The organism is Rhodococcus sp. Q1, from assembly GCF_004153645.1.
Classification (GTDB): Bacteria; Actinomycetota; Actinomycetes; order Mycobacteriales; family Mycobacteriaceae; genus Rhodococcus; species Rhodococcus gordoniae.
Genome location: NZ_SDMJ01000007.1, coordinates 48,474 through 72,871 on the forward strand (window position 1 = coordinate 48,474; position 24,398 = coordinate 72,871).

The following is a 24,398-nucleotide window of genomic DNA, read 5'->3' on the forward strand; positions in this document are numbered from 1 at the left end:
TCCGAATACGTGGGTTCGGGTTCTCGGGACACGAACCCGGCAGCTCGACCCGTGGCGGGCCGGGCCACCGGCGAAGTGAGCGGGAGCTAGTTCTCGCGACAGGAGGGGCACAGGCCCCAGAAGGTGACCTCCGCTTCGTCGACGACGAAGCCGTGGTCGTCGGACGGCGTCAGACAGGGCGCGGCCCCCACGACGCAGTCGATGTCGACGACCGTGCCGCATGCGCGGCACACGAGGTGGTGATGGTTGTCGCCGATGCGGGTCTCGTACCGTGCGGGCGAACCGGCCGGTTCGATCCGGCGGAGCAGCCCGTTCCCCACGCATGCCTTGAGTACGTCGTACACAGCCTGCGTCGACACCGAACCGAGTTCGTCGCGCACATGTGCGGCGATCCGGTCTGCATCCGAATGAGGATGCTCGGCAACGGTTCTCAGTACGGCAACGCGGGGAGCGGTCACCCGCAGACCCACGGAGCGCAGTTGCTCCTGGGGGTCGAAGTGATCCTCACGTCCTTGTTGCACGACCCCAAGTATGCCCCTTTTCTGGAATAAGTCAAGAAAAGGATCGATGCGGCCGCCGGTGGACCGAACACCAGGTCCATCAGCGCACGCACGACACCCGGTGACCTACACCCGGTGCACGACCCGTGACCGGCCCGTCGACATCCGCCCGGAGGTGATGACGATGCCGTGGTGGGTGCCCGGGCGCAGCCAGCGGCTCAGCGTCGGCCCCTCCGCGGCGACGATGACCCGCGCATAGCGGAACCTGCCCCGCAGCCGGGCCGTGGCGCGTCGGACCGCACCACCGGGAATCGGCTGGGCGAAGGTCAGCCCACCCGCGATCGGCAGTTCGGGCCCCTTCGGAACGGTCGACGTGGCGACACTCCACCGCGCGCCGGTCGCGGAGAAGTCGCCGAGGACGTCTCCGTCGAACTTCGCAAGCACCTTCGGCAGCTTCCAGTGCTCGCGACCTCCGTGCACCGACGGCTCGGAATCGACGGCGATGAACGGCACCGCCATCGCCGGGATCAGGCCGCGACGCAGAACCGGACTGGCGAGCACCTCGCGGTACGGTCCGACCGGCGAGTCGAGATAATCGACCGCCATCGCGAGCGTGACGGGCAGTGTCGGCCCGGTCGGGCCGTATTCGGCGGCCTCCGGCGTGCTGCGATGCCACCACAGGGTGGCCCGCACGGCGGCCGGCCAGGGCGGCGGCGGTGAGACCGGGTACTCGGTGCGGTCATCCCTGCTCTCAGGCACTGTCCAGAGCACGGGTGCTCTCCTTTCGCACGGGGGTGATCGGGAGCCTCAGCGCCGCCGGAGCATCGACGGGCACGGCCGGTCGCACGGGCCGGACGGGCTGCACGGGTTCGTACGCGGAACCGAGCGGCGGCCGGTTGTCCTTCTGCCCCTTGTTCGGCCACAGCGCCATCGCACGCTCGGCCTGCGCGGTGATGGTGAGCGACGGGTTCACGCCGAGGTTGGCGCTCACCGCGGACCCGTCGACGACGTGCAGCCCCTCGTGTCCGTAGACGCGCAGATACGGATCGACGGTGCCGCTACGCGGTGAATCCCCGATCGCACAGCCGCCGAGAAAATGCGCCGTCATCGGGATGTCGAACAGGTCGGCGATCGAACCACCGGCGTCACCGCCGATCTTGTCGGCGACGCGGCGAACCGCCTCGTGGCCCACCGGGATCCACTCGGGGGGCGGGGTGCCCGGCCCCGGTTTGCCGGTCAGTCCCCGGCCGACCGGTGTGCGGCGCGTCGCGAGCTCGAGCGAGTTGTCGTCGGTCTGCATGACCAGGGCGATCACCGTGCGCTCCGACCAGTTCCGCACCGACAGCGAGCGGAGGAAGGCACCGGGATTCTTCGCGGCGACACCGAAGAACCTCAGCAGTCGCGGCATACGGGTGCCACCGTCCACGAGCAGCGTCTGGAGCAGGCCGATCAGATTGCTGCCCTTGCCGTACCGCACCGGCTCGATGTGCGTGTGGTCGTCGGGATGGAAGGACGACGTGATGGCCACGCCCTGCGTGTAGTCGACGACACGATCCTGCGCGGTCGCGGCGAGCACCGCCTCGGAGTTGGTCCGCACCACGGTGCCCAGAGCAGGCGACAGGTTCGGAAGATCACCCGTCTCCCGGCTCGCGAGCAGCAGGCGAGCCGTACCGTAGGTACCGGCTGCGACCACCACCTGGTCGGCCGTGAAGACCTTGTGCTGCTTCCTGATCCCGTCGGTGCTGCGGGTGTGGACCTCGTATCCGCCGCCCGGACGGGGCACCACACGGGTCACCGTGGTGAGTGCGTGGATGTGCGCACCGGCCTTCTCGGCGAGGTAGAGATAGTTCTTGACGAGCGTGTTCTTCGCTCCCACACGGCAACCCGTCATGCAGCTGCCGCATTCGGTGCATCCCGTGCGGTCGGGGCCCGCTCCGCCGAAGAACGGGTCGGGAACCGTCTTGCCGGGCTCGTCGAAGAACACACCGACCGGGGTGGTCGTGTAGGTGTGGCCCACACCCATCTCCTCGGCGACCTGGCGCATCACTTCGTCGGCGGGAGTGGTGCCGGGGTTGGGGCGCACCCCGAGCATCCGGGCCGCCTGGTCGTAGTAGGGCGTCAGTTCCGCTTCCCAGTCGGTGATGTGACCCCACTGCGGGTCGCGGAAGAAGGGCGTCGGGGGCTTGTACAGGGTGTTGGCGTAGTTCAGCGACCCGCCGCCCACACCCGCACCGGCCATGACGAGCACGTTCGGCAGCAGGTGCATACGCTGCACCCCGTAGCACCCCAGCTGGGGCGCCCACAGGTACTTGCGCAGCCGCCAGCTCGTCTCGGGTAGCTCGTCGTCCTCGAAGCGCCGTCCGGCTTCGAGAACTCCCACCGTGTAACCCTTCTCGGTGGCGCGCAGTGCTGCAACGCTGCCGCCGAATCCGGATCCGATGACGAGGACGTCGTAGTGGGTCATGCGCTCGCCCCTCCCGTCGCTCGGTGCTCGGTGTAGCTCTCCGGGTCGAACTGCTTGGTCCGCGCCCGGTACTGCCATGTGAAGGTCGGCCACATCACGGAGTTGCGGCCCTTCTCGTCGATGTACCAGCTGCTGCAGCCACCCTGGTTCCAGACCGTGTCGTCCAGTGCCGGATCGAGGTCGGCGGTGTAACGGCGCACCGCGTCGTCGCGCACCTCCACGGCTGCAATTCCCCGGCGCTCCATCGTGCGCAGCGCGTCGGAGATGTAATCGGCCTGCGATTCGAGCATGTACACGATCGAGCTGTGACCGAGGTTGGTGTTGGGTCCGTACATGAGGAACAGGTTCGGGAAGCCGGGCACGGTGATCCCGAGATAGGCCGACGGACTGCCGTCCCACGTCTCGGCGAGAGTGCGGCCGTCGCTCCCACGGATATGGTGCGCGACTGGCGGTTCCGTCGGCGTGAAACCGGTGCCGAAGATGATCGTGTCGACGGGGTATTCGGTGCCGTCGTCGTCGACGACACCGTTCTCGGTGACCGCCGCCAGACCGGAGGACACGACGTCCACATTCGGCCGGGTGATGGCGGGGAACCAGTCGTTGGACAGGAGGATCCGCTTGCAGGTGATCACGAAGTCCGGTGTCAGACGCCTGCGCAGTTCGGGATCGCGCACGCTCCTGCGCAGTACCTGCCGGGCCCGAACCTCGAACAGCGGCAGGAAGCACTTACGGGCGAAAGGCTTCGTCATTCCGACGACGTAGATCTCCTTCTGCCCGTAGACCCCTGCGCGCACGATCTTCTGGGTGACGGGGAGACGCCGGTAGAGCGTGCGGACCGACCGCGCGATGACGTGGTCGTGCTTGGGCATCACCCAGGAGGCGGTGCGCTGGAACAGCGTGAGGTGCTCGACGCGATCGACGATGGCCGGCACGAACTGGACGGCCGAGGCTCCCGTACCGATGACGGCGACACGCTCGCCGGTGAGGTCGTGGTCGTGATCCCACTCGGCCGAGTGGAACTTCTTGCCGCGGAACAAGTCCAGTCCGGGCACCTTCGGGTGGACGGGCGTGGAGAGAGTGCCGGTCGCGGCGACGAGCACGTCGGCGGTCAGATCGCCGCGGGAGGTGGAGATCCGCCACACGGCACGCTCGGCATCCCACTGCGCCTCACGCAGTTCGCATCCGAACATCGTCCGGTCGGTCACACCCTGCTCACGGGCGACGCGGCGGAGGTACGCGTAGATCTCCTCCTGGGTGCCGTGCGCTCGCGACCAGTCGGGTTCGGGCGCGAAGGAGAACGAGTACAGCGCACTCGGAACATCGCATGCGGCACCGGGATAGGTGTTCACACGCCAGGTTCCACCGACATCGTCACCGCGCTCGAGGACGAGGACGTCGGCATCGAGGTTCTCGCGCAACAGCGTTGCGGCCATACCGATACCGCCGAAGCCCGCGCCGACGACGAGCGTGTGCACGTGATCGGGAAGCAGTGCGAGACTCATTTCATCACCAGCGCCTTCCAGACCGGGAGCAGGCGCTCCCGGAATTCTCGATCGGATTCGGGGGTACGCATCAGGGCCGAGACGGCGAAGCCTCGGGCGATTTCGATGCTGAGGTCGATGTGGTCGGGCGAGACCCGGTCGCCCATGATCTGGAGGCATCCGGTGCGAAGAGCGTCGGAGACCTTGCGCTCGAGCGGGATCATGGCCTCGTGCAGGGACGGATCGGTCCGTGCCGCGACCCACAGTTCGAGCGCCGCGGCGAAGAGCGGCCCGGAGAAGGCATCCATGAGGGCCTCGAAGCCGTGCTCCGGGTCGGGCCGCGTCTCGAGGATCTCCCGCAGCCGCTTGTCGACGAGGTGCCCGACCGCCGCGACGACGAGACTCTCCTTCGTCGGGAAGTGGTGGAGCTGGGCGCCTCGCGAGACTCCGGCACGTTTGGCGATGCCCTGGGTGCTGGTGCCCGAGTAACCGTGTTCGACGAGCGAATCGACCGCAGCGTCGAGCAGCTTGCCTCGCGTCGCGGCTGTGCGTTCCGCCTGGGTCCGACTACCGTTCGGCGCAGTGTCCTCGATCACGCTCCGAAGCGTAATGGGAAAACAACAAACAGTCCAGACTGCTTGTAAATAACGTCCGGAGTGCAGGTCACCCGAAAATCGACGGAGCGGGCGGACCCGGAAGAGGTCCGCCCGCTCCGTCGAGAAGCTCGGAAGATCGCTAGACGAGCAGCTCCGCGATCTGGATCGTGTTCAGGGCAGCACCCTTGCGCAGATTGTCGCCCGAGACGAAGAGCGCGAGACCGCGCCCCTCCGGAACACCCGGGTCCTGGCGGATACGACCCACGAGCGAGACGTCGTCACCCGCTGCCGCGAGCGGGGTGGGCACGTCCACGAGTCGGACGCCCGGCGCGTTCGCGAGCAGTTCCTGCGCACGTTCGACCGACAGCGGCCGCTCGAACTCGGCATTGATCGACAGCGAGTGACCGGTCACGACGGGAACACGTACGCACGTGCCCGACACGAGCAGGTCGGGCAGACCGAGGATCTTGCGCGACTCGTTGCGCAGCTTCTGGTCCTCGTCCGTCTCACCGGATCCGTCGTCGACGATCGAACCCGCGAGCGGCACCACGTTGAACGCGATGGGGGCGACGTAGTTTTTCGGGGCCGGGAAGTCGACCGCGTCGCCCGCATGGACGAGCTTGTCGGCCTCGTCGGCGACGGCACGCACCTGGCCGACGAGTTCCTCGACGCCTGCCAGGCCGCTACCGGAGACGGCCTGGTAGCTCGACACGATCAGGCGCTGGAGCCCGGCCTCGTCGTGCAGCGCCTTGAGCACCGGCATCGCAGCCATGGTGGTGCAGTTCGGGTTGGCGATGATGCCCTTCGGGGGGTTCTTGACCTGCTCCGGGTTGACCTCGCTCACCACGAGCGGGACCTCGGGATCCTTGCGCCACGCCGACGAGTTGTCGACGACGATCGCACCGGCCGCCGCGAACCGCGGCGCCTGCTCCTTGGAGAGGGTGCCACCGGCCGAGAACAGCGCGATGTCGATGCCCTTCAGATCCTCGTCGGAGGTCGCGGCGACGTCCTCGACGACGATCTCCTCACCGCGGAACGGCAGCTTCTTGCCGGCCGAGCGGGCCGACGCGAAGAACCGCACCGTGTCGGCGGGGAAGTTGCGCTCCTCGAGCAGAGTGCGCATGACGATGCCGACCTGACCGGTGGCACCTACGACTGCGACGGTCGTCCCCGTCGCCCGGCTCGCGTGATCGGTGGTCATTGTTACCGCCCCGTTCCTGCGTGCACGACGGCTTCTTCGTCGCCGCCGAGCTCGAATGCCGCGTGCAGCGCGCGCACGGCGTCGTCGAGTTCGTTGTCGTCGACCAGCACGGAGATGCGGATCTCCGAGGTCGAGATCAGGTCGATGTTGATACCGGAGCCGGCGAGAGCCTCGCAGAACTTGGCCGTGACACCGGGATGGCTCTTCATACCGGCACCCACGAGGGAGACCTTGCCGATGTGGTCGTCGAAGAGGACCTGGGTGAAGCCGATATCGCTCTGCTGCTTGGTGAGCAGTTCGACCGCACGCGGCCCGTCGCTCTTCGGGCAGGTGAAGGTGATGTCGGTCTTGCCGGTCTCCACCTTCGAGATGTTCTGCAGCACCATGTCGATGTTGATCTCGGCGTCGGCGACGGCACGGAACACCTTGGCGGCGTAACCGGGAGTGTCGGGGATTCCGACGACGGTGATCTTGGCTTCGCTGCGATCGTGCGCAACGCCGGTGATCAGGGCCTCTTCCACAGGAATGTCCTCCATCGATCCGGACACGATGGTGCCGGGCTTGGTGGTGTACGACGAACGAACGTGCACGGGCACGTTGTAGCGGCGGGCGTACTCCACGCACCGCAGCATGAGAACCTTCGCGCCGCACGCGGCGAGCTCGAGCATCTCCTCGAACGAGACCTTCTCGAGTCGCTGAGCGTCCTTGACGATGCGCGGGTCCGCGGTGAACACGCCGTCGACGTCGGTGTAGATCTCGCAGACGTCGGCCTTCAACGCGGCGGCGAGTGCGACGGCGGTGGTGTCCGAACCGCCACGACCGAGAGTCGTGATGTCCTTGCTGTCCTGGCTCACACCCTGGAAGCCGGCGACGAGCACGATGCTGCCCTCGTCGAGGGCGGTGCGCACACGGCCGGGGGTGACGTCGATGATCTTCGCCTTGCCGTGGCTGCCCGTGGTGATCACGCCGGCCTGCGAACCGGTGAACGACCGGGCCTCGGCGCCGAGCGAGTGGATCGCCATCGCGACGAGGGCGTTGGAGATGCGCTCACCGGAGGTGAGGAGCATGTCCATCTCGCGGGCCGGCGGGACCGGGCACACCTGCTGCGCGAGATCGAGGAGTTCGTCGGTCGTGTCTCCCATGGCCGAGACGACGACCACGACGTCGTTGCCCGCCTTCTTGGTCTCGACGATCCTTTCAGCGACGCGCCGGATCCGCTCGGCCGTCGCGACCGAGGATCCTCCGTACTTCTGGACGACGAGTGCCACGCTGGCCAACCTCCGAGTTTCGGGAACAAGTCCAGTGGCCCAGCTTACCGACCGCGCCTTTCGTCGCCCCGGGGCGTCTCAGGAAAGTGTCGTGTGCAACAGCATGACGGTGTGGTCGCTCCATCGGGACGCGGCGAAGTACGGGTCCGATTCCGTGGGCCGGGGATGGATGAACGGGGCACGATCCCATCGACTCGCCGATCACCCGTCATGTCCGGCGAGTGTGTATCGATCGGGTCACGAGCCGGCGATCCGGTCGGGTGTGGGCGGTGCCACTTGGGTGCTGTGGGGGATGTCGCGATACACTTCTCCACATGCAGCGCGTGCTTCTCCTCGGCCGCCGCGGCGGGATCTGACCAGACCGGCTTCCCGTCGCGGGGTTTCGACGCGCCGGTCGATATTCGATCTGGGCCTACAGGTCCCTTTTCTCTTTGGAGTTACGTCATGTCACCCGCCGACGCTTTCACCTCCGGCTCGCGCACCATCACGCCGCCGAGCAAGCCGGGCCCGGCCGACCAGCCGTCGTGGAACAAGCAGAAGAACTCGTCGATGCCGGCCTACCGGTACCGGCCGTTCGCCGAGGAGGTCGAGCCGGTCTCGCTGCCCGACCGCACCTGGCCCGACAAGATCATCGATCGCGCTCCCGCCTGGTGTGCCGTGGACCTGCGCGACGGCAACCAGGCCCTGATCGACCCGATGAGCCCCGCTCGCAAGCGGCGCATGTTCGATCTGCTCGTGCGCATGGGATACAAGGAGATCGAGGTCGGTTTCCCGTCCGCGAGCCAGACCGACTTCGACTTCGTCCGCGAGATCATCGAAGACGGCGCGATTCCCGACGACGTCACCATCCAGGTCCTGACGCAGTCCCGTCCCGAACTGATCAAGCGCACCTTCGAGGCCTGCGCCGGGGCACAGAACGTGATCGTGCACTTCTACAACTCGACGTCGATCCTGCAGCGGCGCGTGGTGTTCCGGGCCGACAAGGAGACGGTGAAGAAGATCGCCACCGACGCGGCCGAACTGGTGCTCGAGGAGGCGAAGAACCACCCCGACACGAACTGGCGCTGGGAGTACTCCCCCGAGTCCTACACGGGAACCGAACTGTCGTACGCCAAGGAGGTCTGCGACGCGGTCGTCGAGACCCTCGGCGCGACCCCGGAGAACCCGGTCATCATCAACCTGCCGGCAACGGTCGAGATGGCCACGCCCAATGTGTATGCCGATTCGATCGAGTGGATGCACCGCAACCTGGCGAAGCGCGATTCGATCATCCTGTCGCTGCACCCGCACAACGACCGCGGCACCGGTGTCGCGGCGGCCGAACTGGGTTACCAGGCCGGCGCCGACCGTATCGAGGGCTGCCTGTTCGGCAACGGTGAGCGCACCGGCAACGTGTGCCTGGTGACCCTGGGCATGAACATGTTCAGCCGCGGCATCGACCCGCAGATCGATTTCTCGAACATCGACGAGATCCGCCGCACCGTCGAGTATTGCAACCAGCTGCCCGTCCCCGAGCGCCATCCCTACGGCGGCGACCTGGTCTACACCGCCTTCTCCGGCAGCCATCAGGACGCGATCAACAAGGGTATGGACGCGATGAAGGTCGACGCGGAGGCCGCCGGCGTCGACGTCGACGACCACACCTGGGCCGTGCCGTATCTGCCCATCGACCCGAAGGATGTCGGCCGTACCTACGAGGCCGTGATCCGCGTGAACTCGCAGTCCGGCAAGGGCGGCATCGCGTACATCATGAAGCAGGACCACGGCCTGAATCTGCCGCGACGTCTGCAGATCGAGTTCTCGCAGGCCGTGCAGAAGGTCACCGACGGCGAAGGTGGCGAGGTCAGCCCCAAGGAGATGTGGGACATCTTCCACGAGGAGTACCTGGCTCCGGTCACGCCGCTCGAACGCATCCGGCAGAAGGTCACCGCAGCCGAGACCGACGACGGCGAGGACACCATCACCGCTGTGCTCGTGGTCGACGGCGTGGAGAAGGAGATCTCCGGTACCGGCAACGGCCCGTTGGCGGCCTTCGTCGATGCCCTCGAGTCGCTGGGCTACCGGGTGGCCGTCCGCGGTTACGCCGAGCACGCCATGTCCGCCGGCGACGACGCCAACGCCGCCGCATACGTCGAGGCCGACGTCACGCGTCCCGACGGCACGACCACGCTGGTGTGGGGCGCGGGTATCGCCCCGTCGATCACCACGGCGTCGCTGCGCGCGGTGGTCTCCGCGGTGAACCGTTCGCACCGCTGACCCTTCCGACAGAAATGCGGTGGCCCCTTCGGGGGCCACCGCATTCGTCGTTGTCCGGGATTTCACCCCGGCAGTTCATCCGGACATCGACAGTTGCTCGACGACGGTGTCATCGACCGGGACGAGTTCGATGCACTGAAGGCCGGGGTGCTCGCCCGACCCGCACGATCGCGTCGTTTCTCACGTCGACAGCTTCCGCGCCGCGGCGGCACGGAAGCTGTCGAGCACCGCGCCCACGGCCGGTCGTCGCGCCGCGCCCGGGCGGGTGACGAGTTCGTAGATCCGTGCCGCGCGCACCCCGGCCAACGGCAGCCGCACCAGCGCCGGGTGCAGCACCGAGTACCGGGGCAGCAGCGCCACCCCGCGACTCGCCGCCACGAGCTCTTCGATGACACGGAAGTCATTGATGCGGTGCGCAACTCGCGGCCGTATTTCTGTCACCGCGGCGACGGAGAGCAGCACGTCGTCGACGGGGAAACCACCCCGCACACTGATCCAGCTCTCCCCCGCGAGTTCGTCGACCCGCACGCGTTCCTGCGACGCGAGGCGGTGCCCGGACGGCAGGACGAGATCGATCGGTTCACGCATCAGCGTCTCGACATGGAGGCGGGGTCCCGACAGCGGCGCCGATCGCTCGTCGCGGTGGGTGAGCACCACGTCGTAGTCGGCGAGCAGAGCGGGTGCGGCCGAGGCAGGGACGTCCTCGTCGCTCACGTCCAGCTCGACACCGATCGCTTCGGCTGCTTCGAGCACGGCCGGGAGCAGGAGCGCCGCCCCCGAGGGGAACGACGCCACGCGTACCCGCCCGCGAGGCGACCGCGCGTAGGCGGCCATCTCGTCGGTCGCTCGGTCGAGGGCGTCGAGCACCTCGTCGGCGCGCACCACCAGCGCACGACCCGCGTCGGTGAACCGTAGCCGGCGACCGTCCGGTTCGAGCAGCGGGACTCCCGCCTCCTGCCCGAGCACCTTGAGCTGCTGCGACACGGCCGACGGCGTCATCGACAGGGCCGCAGCGGTCGCGGCCACCGTCTCGCGGTCGGCGAGTTCGCGAAGAATCCGCATGCGCGCGACATCCATGTAGAAAAATTACACGATCTCTTCAGAAACATTCGCTTGATCTGATTGTTTCCTGGGCAAAGAATCTATGCATGTCGTTCCGGGACCGTCTGCTCGCTCTCACTGTTGTGGTGCTCTGGGGATGCAACTTCCTCGCGATCAGGATGGGTCTCGACCACTTCCCTCCGTTCTTCTTCGCCGGTCTGCGCTTCGCGGTCATCGCCGTCCCGGTGGTGCTGTTCGTCCCGCGACCCGCTGTTCCGCTGCGCTGGCTCCTGCTGTACGGCGCCGGATTCGGTTTCGCCCAGTTCGCGTTCCTCTTCTGGGCGATGGAGGCCGGTCTGCCCACCGGCCTCGCGTCCCTCGTACTGCAGTCGTCAGCGCCCTTCACGGTCCTGCTCGCCGCGCTGTTCCTGCGCGAACGGCTCGACGGCATCCGTCTCGCCGGTCTCGTGGTCGCCGTGTCCGGCATGGTGATCGTCGCCGTGGGACAGGGCGCCGCGGACGCGAGCCTGATACCCATGACCCTCGCATTGCTCGCCGGACTGTCGTGGGCGGTCGGCAACATCGGGACCCGCAAGGCCGGCGCCGGTGACCCCATGCGCCTGATGATGTGGATGTGCGTCGTGCCCGTGCTCCCGTTCTTCGGGGTCTCCTGGTTCGTCGAGGGCCCGCAGGCGTGGTCCACCCTCGGTACCGCCGTCACCACCGTGGACGGGGGCCTGGCACTGGCCGGACTCGCCTACGTCGTGCTGGCGGGCACGATCGTCGGTACCGGGATCTACGCCTCGCTGCTGTCGCGCTATCCCGCCGGGACCGTGGCGCCGCTCTCCCTCATCGTGCCGGTCGTAGGTTTCACCGTCGCATGGATCACGCTCGGTGAGCGACCGGCGCCGTCGTCCCTGATCGGCGGTGTGATCGTCGTCGTCGGAGCCCTCGCCGCCCAGGGTGGCCGCGGCAGTGTGACGAGCAGGACGCTCCTCCGGCGACACAACGCTCCCGCGCCTGTGGAACACTCGCCGACGTGGGAACCAGCACAGGAATCACCGCACGTGGACGGCTCGCACTACGCGCAGCCCGGGCCGCCGCGTGGGCGTCCCAGAAGGCCGGACGCGGTAAGGGCTCGATGATCGGAGGGCTCGTCGCCCTGAAGATCGATCCGGCACTGATGAAGCAGCTCGGCCACGGCCGGCAGACCGTGCTCGTCACCGGGACGAACGGCAAGTCCACGACGACACGCATGACGGCCGCCGCTCTCGAGACGATCGATTCGGTCGTCACCCAGGCGGACGGCGCGAACATGGACGCCGGGATCGTCGCCGCTCTCGCCACCGACCTCCGGGCGCCGCTCGCCGCGATCGAGGTCGACGAGCTCCACACCCCGCACGTCGCCGACTCCCTCGAACCCAGAGCGATCGTGCTGCTCAATCTCAGCCGCGACCAGCTCGACCGGGTCGGTGAGATCAACATGATCGAGCGGAAGCTGCGCGAGGGCCTGAAGCGGCATCCCGACGCCGTGATCGTCGCGAACTGCGACGACGTGCTCGTCACGTCCGCCGCCTACGACAACCCGAACGTCGTGTGGGTCGCCGCCGGAGCCGGCTGGGCCAACGACTCGGTGAGCTGCCCGCGCTCGGGCGAACCGATCGTCCGTGAAGGTGACCACTGGTACAGCACGGGCTCCGATTTCGCGCGCCCGACACCCGACTGGTGGGTCGACGACGAGAACCTCCACGGACCCGACGGTCTCGTCCTCCCGCTGAAGCTCACCCTCCCCGGCCGCGCGAACCGCGGGAACGCCGCCCAGGCGGTCGCGGCCGCCGTGGCCCTCGGCGCCGATCCGGAGAAGGCCGTCGCGGCCGCAGCGGTCGTGGAGGAGGTCGCCGGCCGCTACAAGACGGTGCAGGTCGGGCCGCATTCGGTGCACATGCTTCTCGCGAAGAACCCCGCCGGCTGGCAGGAGGCCCTGTCGATGATCGATCCGACCGTCGACGGTCTGGTCATCGCCGTCAACGGTCAGGTGCCGGACGGCGAGGACCTGTCGTGGTTGTGGGACGTGCGGTTCGAGCACTTCGAGGGCGTGCAGGTCGTCGCCGCAGGTGAACGCGGCACCGATCTCGCGGTCCGTCTGACCTATGCGGGGGTCGAGCACACGTTGGTGCCGGATCCGCTGAAGGCCATCGCCTCGTGCCCTCCCGGCCGTGTGGAGGTGCTCGCCAACTACACCGCGTTCCGCGATCTCAACACCGCCATTGCCAGGAGAGCTGCCCATGTCTGAGTCGACCGTCCGCATCGGACTCGTCCTGCCCGACGTGATGGGCACCTACGGCGACGGCGGCAACGCCCTGGTGCTGCGCCAGCGACTGCGGATGCGCGGTCACGACGCCGAGGTCGTCGAGATCGGATTGAACGATCCCGTCCCCGAGTCCCTCGACCTCTACACCCTCGGCGGCGCGGAGGACGCGGCACAGCGGCTGGCCACGCGGCACCTGCAGCGCTACCCGGGACTGCAGCGTGCAGCCGAGCGCGGAGCGCCGGTGCTCGCGATCTGCGCCGCGATCCAGGTGCTCGGCCACTGGTACGAGACGTCCTCCGGCGAACGTGTCGACGGCGTCGGCATCCTCGATGCGACCACCTCGCCGCAGCAGACCCGCGCGATCGGCGAGATCGTCATCCGGCCCGCCCTCGCCGGCCTCACCCAGCCGCTGACAGGATTCGAGAACCACCGCGGTGGAACGACTCTCGGCTCCGATGCCATCGGGCTCGGCCGCGTCGACCGCGGTGTCGGCAACGGCGTGGGCGACGGACTCGAAGGTGCCGTGCAGGGCTCGGTGATCGGCACGTATCTGCACGGTCCCGTACTCGCCCGCAACCCCGAGCTCGCCGATCACCTCCTCATGCGCGCTCTGGGCGTGGACTCCCTGCCGCCGCTGGACCTCCCCGAGGTCGATCTGCTGCGGCAGGAACGGTTGCGCGCCTGACGGTTGCGCTCCTGAGCGCTCAGCCGTGCGCGGCGACGTGTTCGAGGACCAGCCGTGCGAGTTTCTCCGGTTCCTCGTCCGGGATCCAGTGACTCGTGCCGACAAGGGTTTCCCGTCGATACGGTCCGGTCACGTAGCGGGCCGTCGCCTCGACCCCGCCGGGTCCGATCGCCGAGTCCTTGTCGCTCCATACCATGAGCGTGGGCACGGTGACCTTCGCGAAAGACCATTTCGGATTCGACAGTGGCACAGCCCGATACCAGTTCACGCCGGCCCGCACCGCAGCCCGGTCCTTCAGACGCGCGACATCGCGGTCGGTCGCGGCGGACGGCTGGCCGGTACCGCTCAGCATCCGGCGCGCGACCGTTTCCTTGCCCAACAGGATCTCGGGGATCCAGGGCAGCTGGAAGACCAGCATGTACCACGAGCGGAGCAGCTGCGGACCGGTGACGAACGAGCGCAGGAAGGCTGCCGGATGCGGAACGGACACCGCCGTCACGGTGCGGACGAGTTCGGGGCGGTGCGCGGCGAGCACCCAGGCGACGGCGGCTCCCCAGTCGTGCCCGACGACGTGCGCACGACCGCCCGGCACCGCTTCGACGAGCGCCACGACGTCGTCGACGAGCAGTTCGAGCAGGTAGTCGCGACGCCGGGGTGGTCGCGCGCCGGGCGAGTAGCCACGCTGGTCGGGTGCGAAGGTGCGATATCCCGCGGCATGCAGGTGAGGCGCGACCGCGTCCCAGGAGCGGGAGTCCTGCGGGAATCCGTGGAGGAGAACGATGGGTTCCCCGTCGAGCGGTCCGTCGTCGCGGATGTCGAACCGGAGTCCGTCCCTCTCGACGGTGGTGATGCGCTCCTCCATCCGGGCCCCCTTGCAGTCGTGGCGATCGGCACCGACCGACATGTGTCTGCGAATCTACCCCCGGACAGGGGTTCGGCCCGGTGATTCGCTTGACGCGTTCTCCGGGCCGGATCTCTGCTTCACGAGCTTCTCTCTGTCGTCCGCGGACGTCTCATAAGCTCGATTCGCACCTTCGATGTTAGCTACGTCACAGCTCGAATGCAAGCTTTTTCGTGCTGCCGGTCAGACCGGAGCGAGGGGGTATCCCAGCGTCGCCCAATCGTGCAGGCCCCCGCGGTAGTAGGCGAGCGCGGACGCGGGATATCCCGCCTCGATCAGCTTCCGGATCGCATCGGGCGACTGAGGACACTGGGGACCGTTGCAGAAGACGATCGTCGTCCGGGCGGTATCGAGCTCTCCCTTCCGCGCGACGATGTCGTCGTGCGGCATGTTCACGGCGCCGGGGAGAGTCACCCCGCTTCGGGAATCGGGCACACGCGTGTCGACGAGTACGGCACCCCGGCCGAGCAACTCGATCACCTCGAGCTCCCCCACGGTCGTCACGCCCGTCGCCACCTGCAGTGGCTGCACCTCGCCCCAGGTCGTCTCCACCACCATGCGGTCGGCTTCACCGTCCGCCGGACGGGGAACGTTCTGCGGGTCGCCGTCGCGCGTACGATCGGCGCGCCTGATCTGCTCCTCGTTCGTCACGAACCGGACTCTACGGGAGAGTGGTCGCTCCTCGCGGCCCCCGGCGTCGGATCCTTCGGTCCCCACTCCCGCTGGGCGAGGATCGCCGTTCCCATCCAGCGGCGCAGATAGCGACGCAGGTCGTCGTCGGAGCGCGGCGGGGTTCCCGGCGAGACGAAGAACGACTGCATGGTGCGCAGCACGTACTCGACCAGTTCGGCGAGGGAGTCGTCGTCGTAGCCGTAGCTCTTCCAGTCCACATCGAATCGCGTGATCATCGCCATGCCGAACATCCACGCCTCCTCCGAGGCCAGCGCCTCGGGGTGCGGGTTCGAATAGGTGCTCGACAACAGGATGCCGAGATGCGGGGTGCGACGCACCTCCGCGAGTGTGTAGACCACACCCTCGGTCATGGCCTCGACCGGATCGTCGAGTCCCGCGACCTGCCGGGTGAGTCGGTCCAGAAATCCTTCGACCGAAGCGATGGCGGCCGCGCGCATCAGCGCGTCGGCGCTCGGGAAGTAGCGGTAGACCGTCTGGCGGATCACCCCGAGGGACTGGGCCACGTCGGCGATGCTGATCTCCGCGCCGGTCCGGTCGATCAGGTCGACGGCAGCAGCGACGATCCGCTGCGACGCCTCGTCGTCGTCGGCGGGAGGACTCCCACCCCACCCACGTCTGCGTGCCACTTCGCGCTTCCTCGAACCGTCGCCTGGAGAAGGCCCGACGGTAACACGCTCGTCCTCTGCGGAGGTGGTCCGAAACGCTCCCCCTCGAGCGAATGGGACACCTATCATACAGATTGCGCCAGTCGTGTATGTTCACGCCGACCGGGGTCTCCCGGCTCTTCCGGGATCCTTCCCAACGGTGTCCCCCACCAGTCCGGTGTCGACGAGACGAGGTACCGCCCCATGACGAACCTGCAGGTCCGCAAGATGCGTTTCGCATTCGCGGATTACGACGTGCCGTTCCTGTGGAACGAGGAGAATCCCGCTTTCTCGAGCATGGCCAACGCCGTCTCGTTCCTCGCGATCGGCTTCGAGAAGATGATCGTGAACATGATCCGCGAGATCACTCCGCGCATCACCGACCCCGGCGTCCGCGAAGAGGCCGACGCCTTCATGTACCAGGAGGGCCAGCATTCGACCGCTCACCGGCAGCACGTGAAGGGCCTGATCAAGAGTTATCCCGGCCTGCAGGAGACCCTCGACGACGTCATCGGTGCCTTCGACACGCTCACCGCCGAGACCTCCGCCGAATACCGGCTCGCGTACACCGCCGACCTCGAGGCGACCTTCACGCCCGTCTTCAAGCTCATGCTCGACAACGACGCAGCGCTCTTCCGCCCCGGCGACGACCGGGTCGCCTCGTTGTTCATCTGGCATTTCGTCGAGGAGATCGAGCACCGCAGCTCGGCGCTCGTCATCTTCGACGCGGTGGTCGGCAGCGATCTGTACCGCATGCGGCAGGCACCGTCGGTGTTCAAGCACGTGCTCGACGTCATCGCCATCGCGTGCGAGGGTTTCAACAAGCACGTGCCCCTGCAGGAACGGAAGATCGACGCGATGTCGATGTTCGCCTCGTACCGCCGTAAGCAGAACCTGCGACGGAGGTTGCCGTTCCTGCAGTACGACGATCACGGCCCCATGCCGCGCGCGTTCGACGTCCTGCCGCTCGGCGAACAACTCGTCTCGCTGATGGGCATCATCCGCAGCCAGATGCCCAAACACAATCCCGACCACGAGAAGCTGCCGGCCCTCGCCGACGTGTGGTTCCGGCGATTCGACGAAGGTTACGACGTCTCGCACTGGTACACGGCGGACACCGCCGGCGGAAGGAACGATTGATGTCCGACCTGTGCTCGCCCACCTTCGAGGACCTTTCGGCCCGCCTCGGATTCTCGTGCGACGAAGCGGGTGGGATCTTCGAACTGCGCAGTCCGTTCGCGTCGGAGAACTGGACGCTGCCCGTCCTCGAGGCGACCATCGTGCTCGGCGCCGTGCTGATGCTGGTGTACGCGATCGTCCGGCTGCGGCGCACCGGTGACGCCACGAACCTCGTCGTCTGGCTCGGCACGCTCGCGTTCCTGTTCATCATCGAACCACTGCTGTACTTCCCCGACGTATTCGGCGTCGAGGAGTACCTCGATACGATGTTCGCGCACAACGTGTTCACCGTCGAGTTCCTGTGGGGGCGCCTGCCGCTCTACATCATCGCCATCTATCCGATGATGGCGACGATCGCGTTCGAGATCGTCCGCATGCTCGGGGTGTTCCGGCAGTACGGCACCCTCGTCGGGGCGGTTTGTGCAGGTTTCGTCCACCACGCCTTCTACGAGATCTTCGACCATCTCGGTCCGCAGCTGCGGTGGTGGGAGTGGTCGCTCGACAATCCGATCAACCAGCCCTTCTTCGACTCGGTGCCGCTTCCCAGTGTGGTGGTCTTCGCCGCCCTGTGGCCGATGTCCCTCGCGTTCTGCGCGCAGTTCTTCGTCGGCCGGCACATCGACGCCGGTCGCACCTTCGGTGGACTCGAACTGACCTGGCGCACGATCACTGTCGGACTTGTCGCGTCCGTGGGCGTCGTGATCCTCCCGGCGCCGGCGACCGTGATCGGCATGGGCAGCACGACGGTGCGGGCGGCGATCTACGCCGCCGAACTCGTGATCCTGTCGATCGTGGCGATCTACGTGCTCTCGCGCCAATGGTCCCGGCTACGGAGCACACCCGCCGATCGCCCCTGTTCGAACGACCTCGTCCGCTGGTACGCCGTCGCGTATCTCGCCGTGATGGCCGTGCTGTGGATCGGCGCGCTGCCCGACTGGTTCTCGGCCGTCGACGGGGTCACCGAGGCGGGTGACCCGATCGGCAGCCTGTGGTACACCGCGGCGTGCTTCGTCGTCGCAATCGCTTGTGTCGCTGCGACCTTCACCATTCCGCGGAAGGCCGATGCGGGCACGAACGGGACCGCATCGAAGACGCTCGCTGCCGCACCCGGCGGCACCCGCCCGCCCGAGACCTGAGCCACCCGGCATCCGCACCGTATCGGTCCTCGCGAACTCGATGCGCTGTGGGAGCCTGTCGGATGACCTGTCCGTGCGCCTTCATCCGGCGGCGCATGTCGTGCAGGTAACAGGTGGCCGAGAGCTGACGGATCGGCTCGGGCACCGCACGATAGATGGGCGGGACCACCTTCCAGAACAGATCGAACCGACGCTGGTCGCGCGGACTCCACGGCAGTGCGAACTCGTCACGCATACGTTGCGGGAGCAGCCCGATCGTCATGAAGCGCTGCAGCGGCATGAGCGCGCGGACGGGAAGCGGGGCGTCACCACCGGTGAGCAGATTGCGGGTGAACGAACGCACCTCCGCGTCGACCTCGAAGGTCGCGATCATCTCGTCCCAGTACTTGTCGAACTCCTTCCGCGTCTTCGGCCACATGTCGTCCTCGACCTGCAGGGCAGTGCCGTAGACCGCGGACTGGCGGTAGATGCGTTCGATGTCGGCCTCGGCGAGAGGGCCGAACATCCGCTGGTACATATCGATGCCGTTGCGGTACAGCGTTGCGGCAACCCACAACTGGAGTTCGGGATCGAAGGCGTTGTAGGTCTCCGAACGCACCGGGACGTGCGCCTTGTTGACCATCCGCACGATCTGCTTCTTCTCCTCGGGAGTCCCGAGGGTGACCGCGTAGACGTAGGTCATCGTGGTGCGCAGCCGGTCGAGAGGCCGCTGCAGGGTGCTGCTGTGGTCGGCGACGCCGTGCCCGACTCCGCGCGATGCCAACTGCAGGAGGACCGTCGCGCCGGCCCCGAGCAGGAGCATCGACTCACCGACGAAGTCGGCCAGATCGACGGTGGCGGCCTGGAGCGGCGCAGGGGCCGTCACGGATTTCCCGGCGGGGACGCGCTCGTCGGCGTGGGTCGTCATCGGAGGTCTCCTGATGGTGAAAGTACCAGTGCGGCACCGTCATACGATTGCGCCCATCCGTACCCGGATGGGCGGATGCCTATCCGGAAGGCGAATCGACCCCTGCTCGCTCGCGGTGCGCGACCAGACGCGCGGCCGCATCCTCGAACTGCACGAGCGTCTGCGTGATCACCTCGCTGTGGTCCTGCGCGGTGAGCGCCTCGATCAACGTGATGTGCGATCGGACGGCGAGCCTCCCCCACTCGGCGTCACGTGCGTAGAGGCGGTACGGAATCGTGCGAGCAGCGGCGTTGAGGAACCACGCGAGCTTCGGGCTGTCGGCGATGCGGTTGAGTTCCCGATGGAAGTCGAACTCCGCGTCGGCGATCCGTTCGATGTCGGGTGTCACCCCGTCCGGAAGGACGACGAGCATGCGCAGGCGCTCGTTCAGCTCGGTCAGACGTTCGAGATCGGCCGGCGTGGCGCGGTCGACCGCGCGGAGGGCGAGCTCGACGGCGATCTGCCCCTGCAGCCAGAAGATGTCGTCGATGTCGCCGCGGGTGAGCGGCGAGACCCGGTATCCGCGATTCGGGGCGGACTCGACCATCCCCTCACCTCGCAGCGTCAGCAACGCCTCCCGCACGGGAGTGACGCTGACGCCCAGTTCGACGGCGGTCTCGTCGAGCCGGATGAAGTCGCCCGGGCGCAGGACGCCCGACATGATCGATCCGCGGAGGTGGCCGGCCACCTCGTCGGAAAGTTGCGGACGGCGCCGCACGCGCCCCTCCGAACGTCGGGATGCCGCAGCGTGATCCGTCTCGATCCCGGGGCTGCGTGTCGGTGCCGCCATCGTGTCTCCTGTAGCAATCCGGACAACTGCGCACGGGGGTTGTCCAATCGGCCCGCGAACGCTTAGTGTGATGTCCACTACAGTTATCACATCAAATATATGTGATGTGGTCCACCAGGAAGTGTCGAATATGACCCAGAACCTCACCGATCCGAAGAGGGCCGTGGCCACCTCGGACTCGGCATCCACGACGGCGAGCACCGACACCTTCGCGAGCCTCGATCCCCGGAACGGCGAGGTGATCGCCGAGTACCCGATCGCCGACGAAGCCGCCGTGGGTGCGGCCGTCGAACGCGCCCGTGTCGCCGCCCGCTGGTGGGAGGCGCAGGACTTCCGCGGCCGTCGCGACTGGCTCCTCGAGTTCAAGAAGGCCGTCGCATCCGATGCATCCTCGCTCGCATCGACGGTGTCGAAGGAGACCGGCAAGCCCTTCGGCGATGCCTTCCTCGAAGTGATGCTCGCGGTCGAGCACCTCGACTGGGCGGCCAGGAACGCGAAGAAGGTTCTGAAGCCGCGCAAGGTGCCCTCGGGGCTCGCCGCCTTCAATCAGGCCGCGACCCTCGAGTACAAGCCGCTCGGTGTCATCGGCGTGATCGGTCCGTGGAACTACCCGGTGTACACGCCCATGGGTTCGATCGCCTACTCGCTGGCCGCCGGTAACGCCGTCGTGTTCAAGCCGAGCGAGCTCACCCCCGGCGTCGCGAAGTGGCTCGAGGACAAGTGGAACTCGATCGCTCCCACTCAGCCCGTCTTCCAGGTGATCACCGGTCTCGGTGAGACGGGTTCGGCGCTCGTGCGTTCGGGTGTCGACAAGGTCGCGTTCACCGGTTCCGGCCCCACCGCCCGCAAGGTCATGGCGGTGTGCGCCGAATCGCTCACCCCGCTCGTCGCCGAGTGCGGCGGCAAGGACGCGATGATCGTCGCAGCCGATGCGAACATCGACGAGGCCGTCGAGTTCGCGGCGTTCGGTGCCTTCGGCAATGCCGGCCAGACCTGTGCGGGTGTCGAGCGCATCTACGTCGAAGAGCCCGTCTACCGCGAGTTCCTCGACAAGCTCACTGCCACCGTCGAACGCGCGAAGCCGGGCGGCGACGAGAACTCGACCTACGGCCCCATGACGCTTCCCCGCCAGGTCGACATCGTCCGCAGCCACATCCGGGACGCTCTGTCGTCCGGCGGCAAGGCCGTCCTCGGCGGACTCGAGTCGGTGCAGGAGCGCATCGTCGAACCCGTCATCCTCACCGACGTGCCCGAGACCTCGGCCGCGGTACGCGAGGAAACCTTCGGTCCGACGGTCGTCGTCAACAGGGTCCGCGATCTCGACGAGGCCGTCGAACGCGCCAACGGCACGAACTACGGTCTCGGAGCGTCGATCTTCACGCGCGACAAGAAGAAGGGCCGCCGGCTCGCCGAGCGCCTGCGCAACGGCATGGTGTCGGTCAACTCGGTTCTCGGTTTCGCCGCCATCGCGTCGCTGCCCTTCGGCGGCATCGGCGAGTCCGGCTTCGGCCGCATCCACGGCGCCGACGGCCTGCGTGAGTTCAGCCGTCCCAAGTCCGTCACGGTGGCGAGGTTCGGCTCGCCGCTCGAGCTCATGAGCCTCGAACGCCCGGAGCGCCACCTGAAGATCGCGAAGATCATGCTCGAGTACATGCACGGAAGGTGAGCCGATGACGACCACTCCCCCGCGCACTCGAAGCCGGAAGGCCGCCGTCGTCGCACATCCCGAGGCACGCGTCGAGAAGGCCGGTACGTTCCCGCCTCCGAACAGGGATCCGCGCCCCAAACGTGGACGGAGGGGCTGGGTCGAGGTGATCGACGGACTCGATCCGGTCACCCACCACCAGGACATCGTGCGGATCACCGCCGGCTACGAGTTCCCGTGGGACTACCAGCGGTCGCTGGAGTTCGCCCTGTTCCGCACGTACTGCGTGCCGAGCATCTCGGAGCTGCTCGCCCGCACCGGCGAGTTCGAGAAACGGCCGCAGAAGCGGTACGACGACACGGCGCTGCTCATGGCCGAGCTGGTCGAGCACGGTTACGACGCCGAGCGGGGACGCGAGTCGCTGCGCAACATCAACCGGATGCACGGCAAGTACTCGATCGACAACGACGACATGTTGTACGTGCTGTCGACCTTCGTGTACGACCCGCTCGACTGGATCGACCGTTACGGGTGGCGTCGTCTCCATCCGAAGGAGCGGCTGGCGTCGTTCTACTTCTACCGCCAGGTGGGCATCCGGATGGGCATCAAGGACATCCCGGAGTCGTTCCAGGAGTTCCACCGGTTCAAGCTCGAGTACGAACGCGAGAAGTTCACCTACAGCGACGACAATCACGCCATCGGCACGTACACGCTGCGCCTGTTCCAGTCGTGGTACCCGAAGGTGCTGAACAAGGGCATCGAGAAGGTCGTCTTCGCGCTGATCGACGACCGCATGGCGTCGGCTTTCGGTTTCCCCCAGAGCTCGCCACAGCTGACGGAGATCGCCGAGGGCGCACTGCGGGCACGGTCGGCATTCGTACGGCGACTGCCGAAGCGACGTGTGTCGCTGTCGGCAGGCAATGCCGCGAACCGGACGTATCCGGGCTACCCCCTCGGCTACCGCCCGAGCGACCTCGGCGTCGAGCACTGAATCCGGTCGAACACTCGATCCGGTCGGATACCGAGACCTGGGGACAGGAGGGTCGGCCCCGCATTCCGGTTTCGCGACCGGGGTACGGGGCCGTAACCGTCGCGGAGGAAGCCGGAGCGACTCAAGTCGTGACGGAACGCAGGGACTGCTTCGAGGGGAGCGCGAAACCCGAGACGAAGACCACCACGGCGCAGCCGGCGCACACGAGATAAGCGATCACGAAGCCCGCGGTGCCGATGCCGAGCCCACCGCCGACGGTGTGGGCCGCGAGCACCGACGCGACCACCGCGCTGCACACGGTGCTGCCCACGGTGCGGAGCAGGACGTTGACGCCGTTCGCCGCCGCGTTCTGCGACAGGGGCACCGCACCGAGCAGGAGCACCGGAAGCGTGCAGTACACGAGCGATGTGCCGATGGCCGCGACGAAGATCGCGGCCACCACGACCCACAGCGGTTTTCCGGGCACCGCGTGGACGCTGTAGCCGGCGAGCAGGAAGACCGCTCCCGTCATGATCGTGATCTTGGGCCCGAAACGCTCGGTGATCCGGGAGGCCACGATCGCGAAGATCATCATCGCGAAGCTTGCGGCGAGCTGGCATGCCGCCGCCTGGAGGATGGTCAGGTCGTATCCGGCTCCGTGCGCGGACGACGCCTGCAGCAGCTGGGTGGTGATGAGGGTGTTGCCGTAGAAGGCGAACCCGACGAGCAGCGCCGACAGGTGCGGCGCGAGGACGGAGCGGCGGGCCGAGACGCGGAGGTCGACGAGCGGGTTGCGGTTGCGTAACTGCTGCGCGCCCCACAGCACGAACAGCAGTACCGCCGCGGCGAACGAGAGCAGCACGGCAGGACTCGTCCAGCCCCATGTGCTGCCTTGGGTGATGGGCACGAGCAGGCACACGAGGGCGGCGGACAGGCCGGCGGCGCCCACTGCGTCGAAACGGCCTCCGGTGCGGCTGCTCGACTCCGGGATGACGATCCACGCCGCGAGGGCCACACCGGCCCCGATGGCGGCGGTGATCCAGAAGAGCAGGTGCCAGTCGGCGAACTGGACGATGGCGGCCGCGAACGGGATGCCGACCGCGGTGCCGATGCCGAGGGTGGAGCTGAGGATCGCGATGGAGCGCTCCACCCGATCGCGGGGCATGACTTCCCGGAGGATCGCCATGCCGATGGGCAGTACGGCTGCGCCGGCACCCTGCAGGCCGCGGGCGAGGATGAGCAGTCCGATGTCCGAGGTCAGCGCGCAGATCAGTGAGCCGAGGGTCATGAGCGAGAACGCGACGAGCAGCATGCGCTTCTTGCCGATCATGTCGGCGAGGCGCCCGAAGATGGGCGTCATCACCGCACCGACCAGCAGTGTGCTCGTCACCAGCCACGACACCGCGGTGGGTCCGGCGCCGGTGAAGCCCGGCATGCTCGGCAGGAGGGGCACCATGACGGTCTGCATGATGGCCTGGAAGACGGCTCCCACCGCGAGGACCGGGAAGACGAAGTGCCCCAGGTCGCGTCGCTTCTCCGCAGCTCCCGAGGCCGGGCGCCTCAGGGCGGAGGTGGCCCTGCCCGGTACGTGCAGGCGCAGAGGGAGCGAAATCGACATGACGTCCCTCCTCACCGAATAGGTAAATAGCCATTCACCACATTAGGTGAACGGCTATTTACCCTCAAGGGAG

At 67.4% G+C, this 24,398-nt stretch carries 22 protein-coding genes; 8 read left to right on the forward strand and 14 right to left on the reverse strand.

Annotation, left to right across the window (positions count from 1 at the left end; genetic code table 11):
• Positions 1 to 86 precede the first annotated feature (86 nt).
• The 7 genes from EQ874_RS18845 to EQ874_RS18875 form a co-directional block, all read right to left on the reverse strand.
• Positions 87 to 521 carry a Fur family transcriptional regulator gene (locus EQ874_RS18845; protein ID WP_064062821.1) on the reverse strand — a complete coding sequence of 145 codons (435 nt, stop codon included), beginning with the start codon at positions 519 to 521 and terminating at the stop codon, positions 87 to 89.
• Between the two features lie 105 nt (positions 522 to 626).
• Positions 627 to 1,259, reverse strand: coding sequence for a hypothetical protein (locus EQ874_RS18850; protein WP_129977804.1), 633 nt, complete (start codon positions 1,257 to 1,259; stop codon positions 627 to 629).
• On the reverse strand, positions 1,252 to 2,964 hold the full coding sequence (locus tag EQ874_RS18855) for a GMC family oxidoreductase (protein ID WP_129977738.1): 1,713 nt from the start codon (positions 2,962 to 2,964) through the stop codon (positions 1,252 to 1,254). The genes EQ874_RS18850 and EQ874_RS18855 overlap by 8 nt, the downstream gene beginning before the upstream one ends.
• Positions 2,961 to 4,466: an NAD(P)/FAD-dependent oxidoreductase gene (locus EQ874_RS18860; RefSeq protein WP_129977739.1), complete on the reverse strand. Its 1,506-nt coding sequence runs from the start codon at positions 4,464 to 4,466 to the stop codon at positions 2,961 to 2,963. The genes EQ874_RS18855 and EQ874_RS18860 overlap by 4 nt, the downstream gene beginning before the upstream one ends.
• On the reverse strand, positions 4,463 to 5,041 hold the full coding sequence (locus EQ874_RS18865; protein ID WP_064062824.1) for a TetR/AcrR family transcriptional regulator: 579 nt from the start codon (positions 5,039 to 5,041) through the stop codon (positions 4,463 to 4,465). Before EQ874_RS18865 ends, EQ874_RS18860 begins: the two co-directional genes overlap by 4 nt.
• 139 nt (positions 5,042 to 5,180) lie before the next feature.
• Positions 5,181 to 6,242: an aspartate-semialdehyde dehydrogenase gene (locus tag EQ874_RS18870; protein WP_064062825.1), complete on the reverse strand. Its 1,062-nt coding sequence runs from the start codon at positions 6,240 to 6,242 to the stop codon at positions 5,181 to 5,183.
• 2 nt (positions 6,243 to 6,244) lie between these two features.
• Positions 6,245 to 7,510, reverse strand: a complete 1,266-nt coding sequence (locus EQ874_RS18875; RefSeq protein WP_016932516.1) for an aspartate kinase — start codon at positions 7,508 to 7,510, stop codon at positions 6,245 to 6,247.
• Positions 7,511 to 7,954: 444 nt separating this feature from the next.
• Between EQ874_RS18875 and leuA the strand changes: the two genes are divergently transcribed.
• A complete protein-coding gene (leuA, locus tag EQ874_RS18880; RefSeq protein ID WP_129977740.1) occupies positions 7,955 to 9,766 on the forward strand; it encodes a 2-isopropylmalate synthase in 1,812 nt (603 codons plus the stop codon).
• 180 nt (positions 9,767 to 9,946) lie between these two features.
• On the opposite strand, the gene EQ874_RS18885 is transcribed toward leuA, so the two are convergent.
• A complete protein-coding gene (locus tag EQ874_RS18885; protein ID WP_129977741.1) occupies positions 9,947 to 10,843 on the reverse strand; it encodes a LysR family transcriptional regulator in 897 nt (298 codons plus the stop codon).
• Positions 10,844 to 10,914: 71 nt separating this feature from the next.
• On the opposite strand from EQ874_RS18885, the gene EQ874_RS18890 reads away from it, so the two are divergent.
• From EQ874_RS18890 to EQ874_RS18900, 3 genes are read left to right on the forward strand one after another with little or no spacing between them, the layout of a single operon-like run.
• The gene (locus EQ874_RS18890; RefSeq protein ID WP_129977742.1) at positions 10,915 to 11,952 is read left to right on the forward strand and encodes an EamA family transporter; all 1,038 of its coding nucleotides are present in this window, start codon (positions 10,915 to 10,917) and stop codon (positions 11,950 to 11,952) included.
• Positions 11,847 to 13,100: a Mur ligase family protein gene (locus tag EQ874_RS18895; RefSeq protein ID WP_064062829.1), complete on the forward strand. Its 1,254-nt coding sequence runs from the start codon at positions 11,847 to 11,849 to the stop codon at positions 13,098 to 13,100. The genes EQ874_RS18890 and EQ874_RS18895 overlap by 106 nt, the downstream gene beginning before the upstream one ends.
• The gene (locus tag EQ874_RS18900) at positions 13,093 to 13,803 is read left to right on the forward strand and encodes a glutamine amidotransferase (protein ID WP_129977743.1); all 711 of its coding nucleotides are present in this window, start codon (positions 13,093 to 13,095) and stop codon (positions 13,801 to 13,803) included. The genes EQ874_RS18895 and EQ874_RS18900 overlap by 8 nt, the downstream gene beginning before the upstream one ends.
• 19 nt (positions 13,804 to 13,822) lie before the next feature.
• Here the strand turns inward: EQ874_RS18900 and EQ874_RS18905 are convergent, their stop codons facing one another.
• The 3 genes from EQ874_RS18905 to EQ874_RS18915 all read right to left on the reverse strand — a co-directional run bounded on the left by EQ874_RS18905 (position 13,823) and on the right by EQ874_RS18915 (position 16,023).
• A complete protein-coding gene (locus EQ874_RS18905; protein ID WP_064062898.1) occupies positions 13,823 to 14,665 on the reverse strand; it encodes an alpha/beta fold hydrolase in 843 nt (280 codons plus the stop codon).
• A gap of 222 nt (positions 14,666 to 14,887) precedes the next feature.
• Complete coding sequence (locus EQ874_RS18910) at positions 14,888 to 15,355, reverse strand: rhodanese-like domain-containing protein (protein WP_129977744.1); 468 nt, start codon at positions 15,353 to 15,355, stop codon at positions 14,888 to 14,890.
• Positions 15,352 to 16,023 carry a TetR/AcrR family transcriptional regulator gene (locus EQ874_RS18915; RefSeq protein WP_064062832.1) on the reverse strand — a complete coding sequence of 224 codons (672 nt, stop codon included), beginning with the start codon at positions 16,021 to 16,023 and terminating at the stop codon, positions 15,352 to 15,354. The genes EQ874_RS18910 and EQ874_RS18915 overlap by 4 nt, the downstream gene beginning before the upstream one ends.
• 222 nt (positions 16,024 to 16,245) lie before the next feature.
• Between EQ874_RS18915 and EQ874_RS18920 the strand changes: the two genes are divergently transcribed.
• Both EQ874_RS18920 and EQ874_RS18925 read left to right on the forward strand, forming a co-directional pair.
• Complete coding sequence (locus EQ874_RS18920; RefSeq protein ID WP_064062833.1) at positions 16,246 to 17,181, forward strand: metal-dependent hydrolase; 936 nt, start codon at positions 16,246 to 16,248, stop codon at positions 17,179 to 17,181.
• Positions 17,181 to 18,356, forward strand: a complete 1,176-nt coding sequence (locus EQ874_RS18925; RefSeq protein ID WP_129977745.1) for a hypothetical protein — start codon at positions 17,181 to 17,183, stop codon at positions 18,354 to 18,356. Before EQ874_RS18920 ends, EQ874_RS18925 begins: the two co-directional genes overlap by 1 nt.
• Here the strand turns inward: EQ874_RS18925 and EQ874_RS18930 are convergent.
• The gene (locus EQ874_RS18930; RefSeq protein WP_242496810.1) at positions 18,262 to 19,263 is read right to left on the reverse strand and encodes an oxygenase MpaB family protein; all 1,002 of its coding nucleotides are present in this window, start codon (positions 19,261 to 19,263) and stop codon (positions 18,262 to 18,264) included. The two genes, EQ874_RS18925 and EQ874_RS18930, sit on opposite strands and share 95 nt — an antisense overlap.
• A gap of 79 nt (positions 19,264 to 19,342) precedes the next feature.
• A complete protein-coding gene (locus tag EQ874_RS18935; protein WP_064062835.1) occupies positions 19,343 to 20,092 on the reverse strand; it encodes a GntR family transcriptional regulator in 750 nt (249 codons plus the stop codon).
• A 130-nt stretch (positions 20,093 to 20,222) separates the two neighbouring features.
• Between EQ874_RS18935 and EQ874_RS18940 the strand changes: the two genes are divergently transcribed.
• Together EQ874_RS18940 and EQ874_RS18945 are read left to right on the forward strand one after the other, a co-directional pair.
• Positions 20,223 to 21,758 (forward strand): aldehyde dehydrogenase family protein, encoded by a 1,536-nt coding sequence (locus tag EQ874_RS18940; protein ID WP_207213586.1) that lies wholly within the window; start codon positions 20,223 to 20,225, stop codon positions 21,756 to 21,758.
• A gap of 4 nt (positions 21,759 to 21,762) precedes the next feature.
• Entirely contained in the window at positions 21,763 to 22,728 is a 966-nt protein-coding gene (locus EQ874_RS18945) for an oxygenase MpaB family protein (RefSeq protein ID WP_129977746.1), read from the forward strand.
• A 121-nt stretch (positions 22,729 to 22,849) separates the two neighbouring features.
• Here EQ874_RS18945 and EQ874_RS18950 read toward each other — a convergent pair whose 3' ends face one another.
• A complete protein-coding gene (locus tag EQ874_RS18950; protein ID WP_242496811.1) occupies positions 22,850 to 24,325 on the reverse strand; it encodes an MFS transporter in 1,476 nt (491 codons plus the stop codon).
• Positions 24,326 to 24,398 lie beyond the last annotated feature (73 nt).

What these genes read in the sequence shown, in the direction of transcription:
- EQ874_RS18855 (WP_129977738.1), bottom strand. Translation starts at nt 2,964, where the DNA reads ATGACCCACTACGACGTCCTCGTCATCGGATCCGGATTCGGCGGCAGC.
- EQ874_RS18860 (WP_129977739.1), bottom strand. Translation starts at nt 4,466, where the DNA reads ATGAGTCTCGCACTGCTTCCCGATCACGTGCACACGCTCGTCGTCGGC.
- EQ874_RS18870 (WP_064062825.1), bottom strand. Translation starts at nt 6,242, where the DNA reads ATGACCACCGATCACGCGAGCCGGGCGACGGGGACGACCGTCGCAGTC.
- leuA (WP_129977740.1), top strand. Translation starts at nt 7,955, where the DNA reads ATGTCACCCGCCGACGCTTTCACCTCCGGCTCGCGCACCATCACGCCG.
- EQ874_RS18885 (WP_129977741.1), bottom strand. Translation starts at nt 10,843, where the DNA reads ATGGATGTCGCGCGCATGCGGATTCTTCGCGAACTCGCCGACCGCGAG.
- EQ874_RS18890 (WP_129977742.1), top strand. Translation starts at nt 10,915, where the DNA reads ATGTCGTTCCGGGACCGTCTGCTCGCTCTCACTGTTGTGGTGCTCTGG.
- EQ874_RS18900 (WP_129977743.1), top strand. Translation starts at nt 13,093, where the DNA reads ATGTCTGAGTCGACCGTCCGCATCGGACTCGTCCTGCCCGACGTGATG.
- EQ874_RS18905 (WP_064062898.1), bottom strand. Translation starts at nt 14,665, where the DNA reads ATGGAGGAGCGCATCACCACCGTCGAGAGGGACGGACTCCGGTTCGAC.
- EQ874_RS18920 (WP_064062833.1), top strand. Translation starts at nt 16,246, where the DNA reads ATGACGAACCTGCAGGTCCGCAAGATGCGTTTCGCATTCGCGGATTAC.
- EQ874_RS18925 (WP_129977745.1), top strand. Translation starts at nt 17,181, where the DNA reads ATGTCCGACCTGTGCTCGCCCACCTTCGAGGACCTTTCGGCCCGCCTC.
- EQ874_RS18930 (WP_242496810.1), bottom strand. Translation starts at nt 19,263, where the DNA reads ATGACGACCCACGCCGACGAGCGCGTCCCCGCCGGGAAATCCGTGACG.
- EQ874_RS18935 (WP_064062835.1), bottom strand. Translation starts at nt 20,092, where the DNA reads ATGGCGGCACCGACACGCAGCCCCGGGATCGAGACGGATCACGCTGCG.
- EQ874_RS18940 (WP_207213586.1), top strand. Translation starts at nt 20,223, where the DNA reads ATGACCCAGAACCTCACCGATCCGAAGAGGGCCGTGGCCACCTCGGAC.
- EQ874_RS18945 (WP_129977746.1), top strand. Translation starts at nt 21,763, where the DNA reads ATGACGACCACTCCCCCGCGCACTCGAAGCCGGAAGGCCGCCGTCGTC.
- EQ874_RS18950 (WP_242496811.1), bottom strand. Translation starts at nt 24,325, where the DNA reads ATGTCGATTTCGCTCCCTCTGCGCCTGCACGTACCGGGCAGGGCCACC.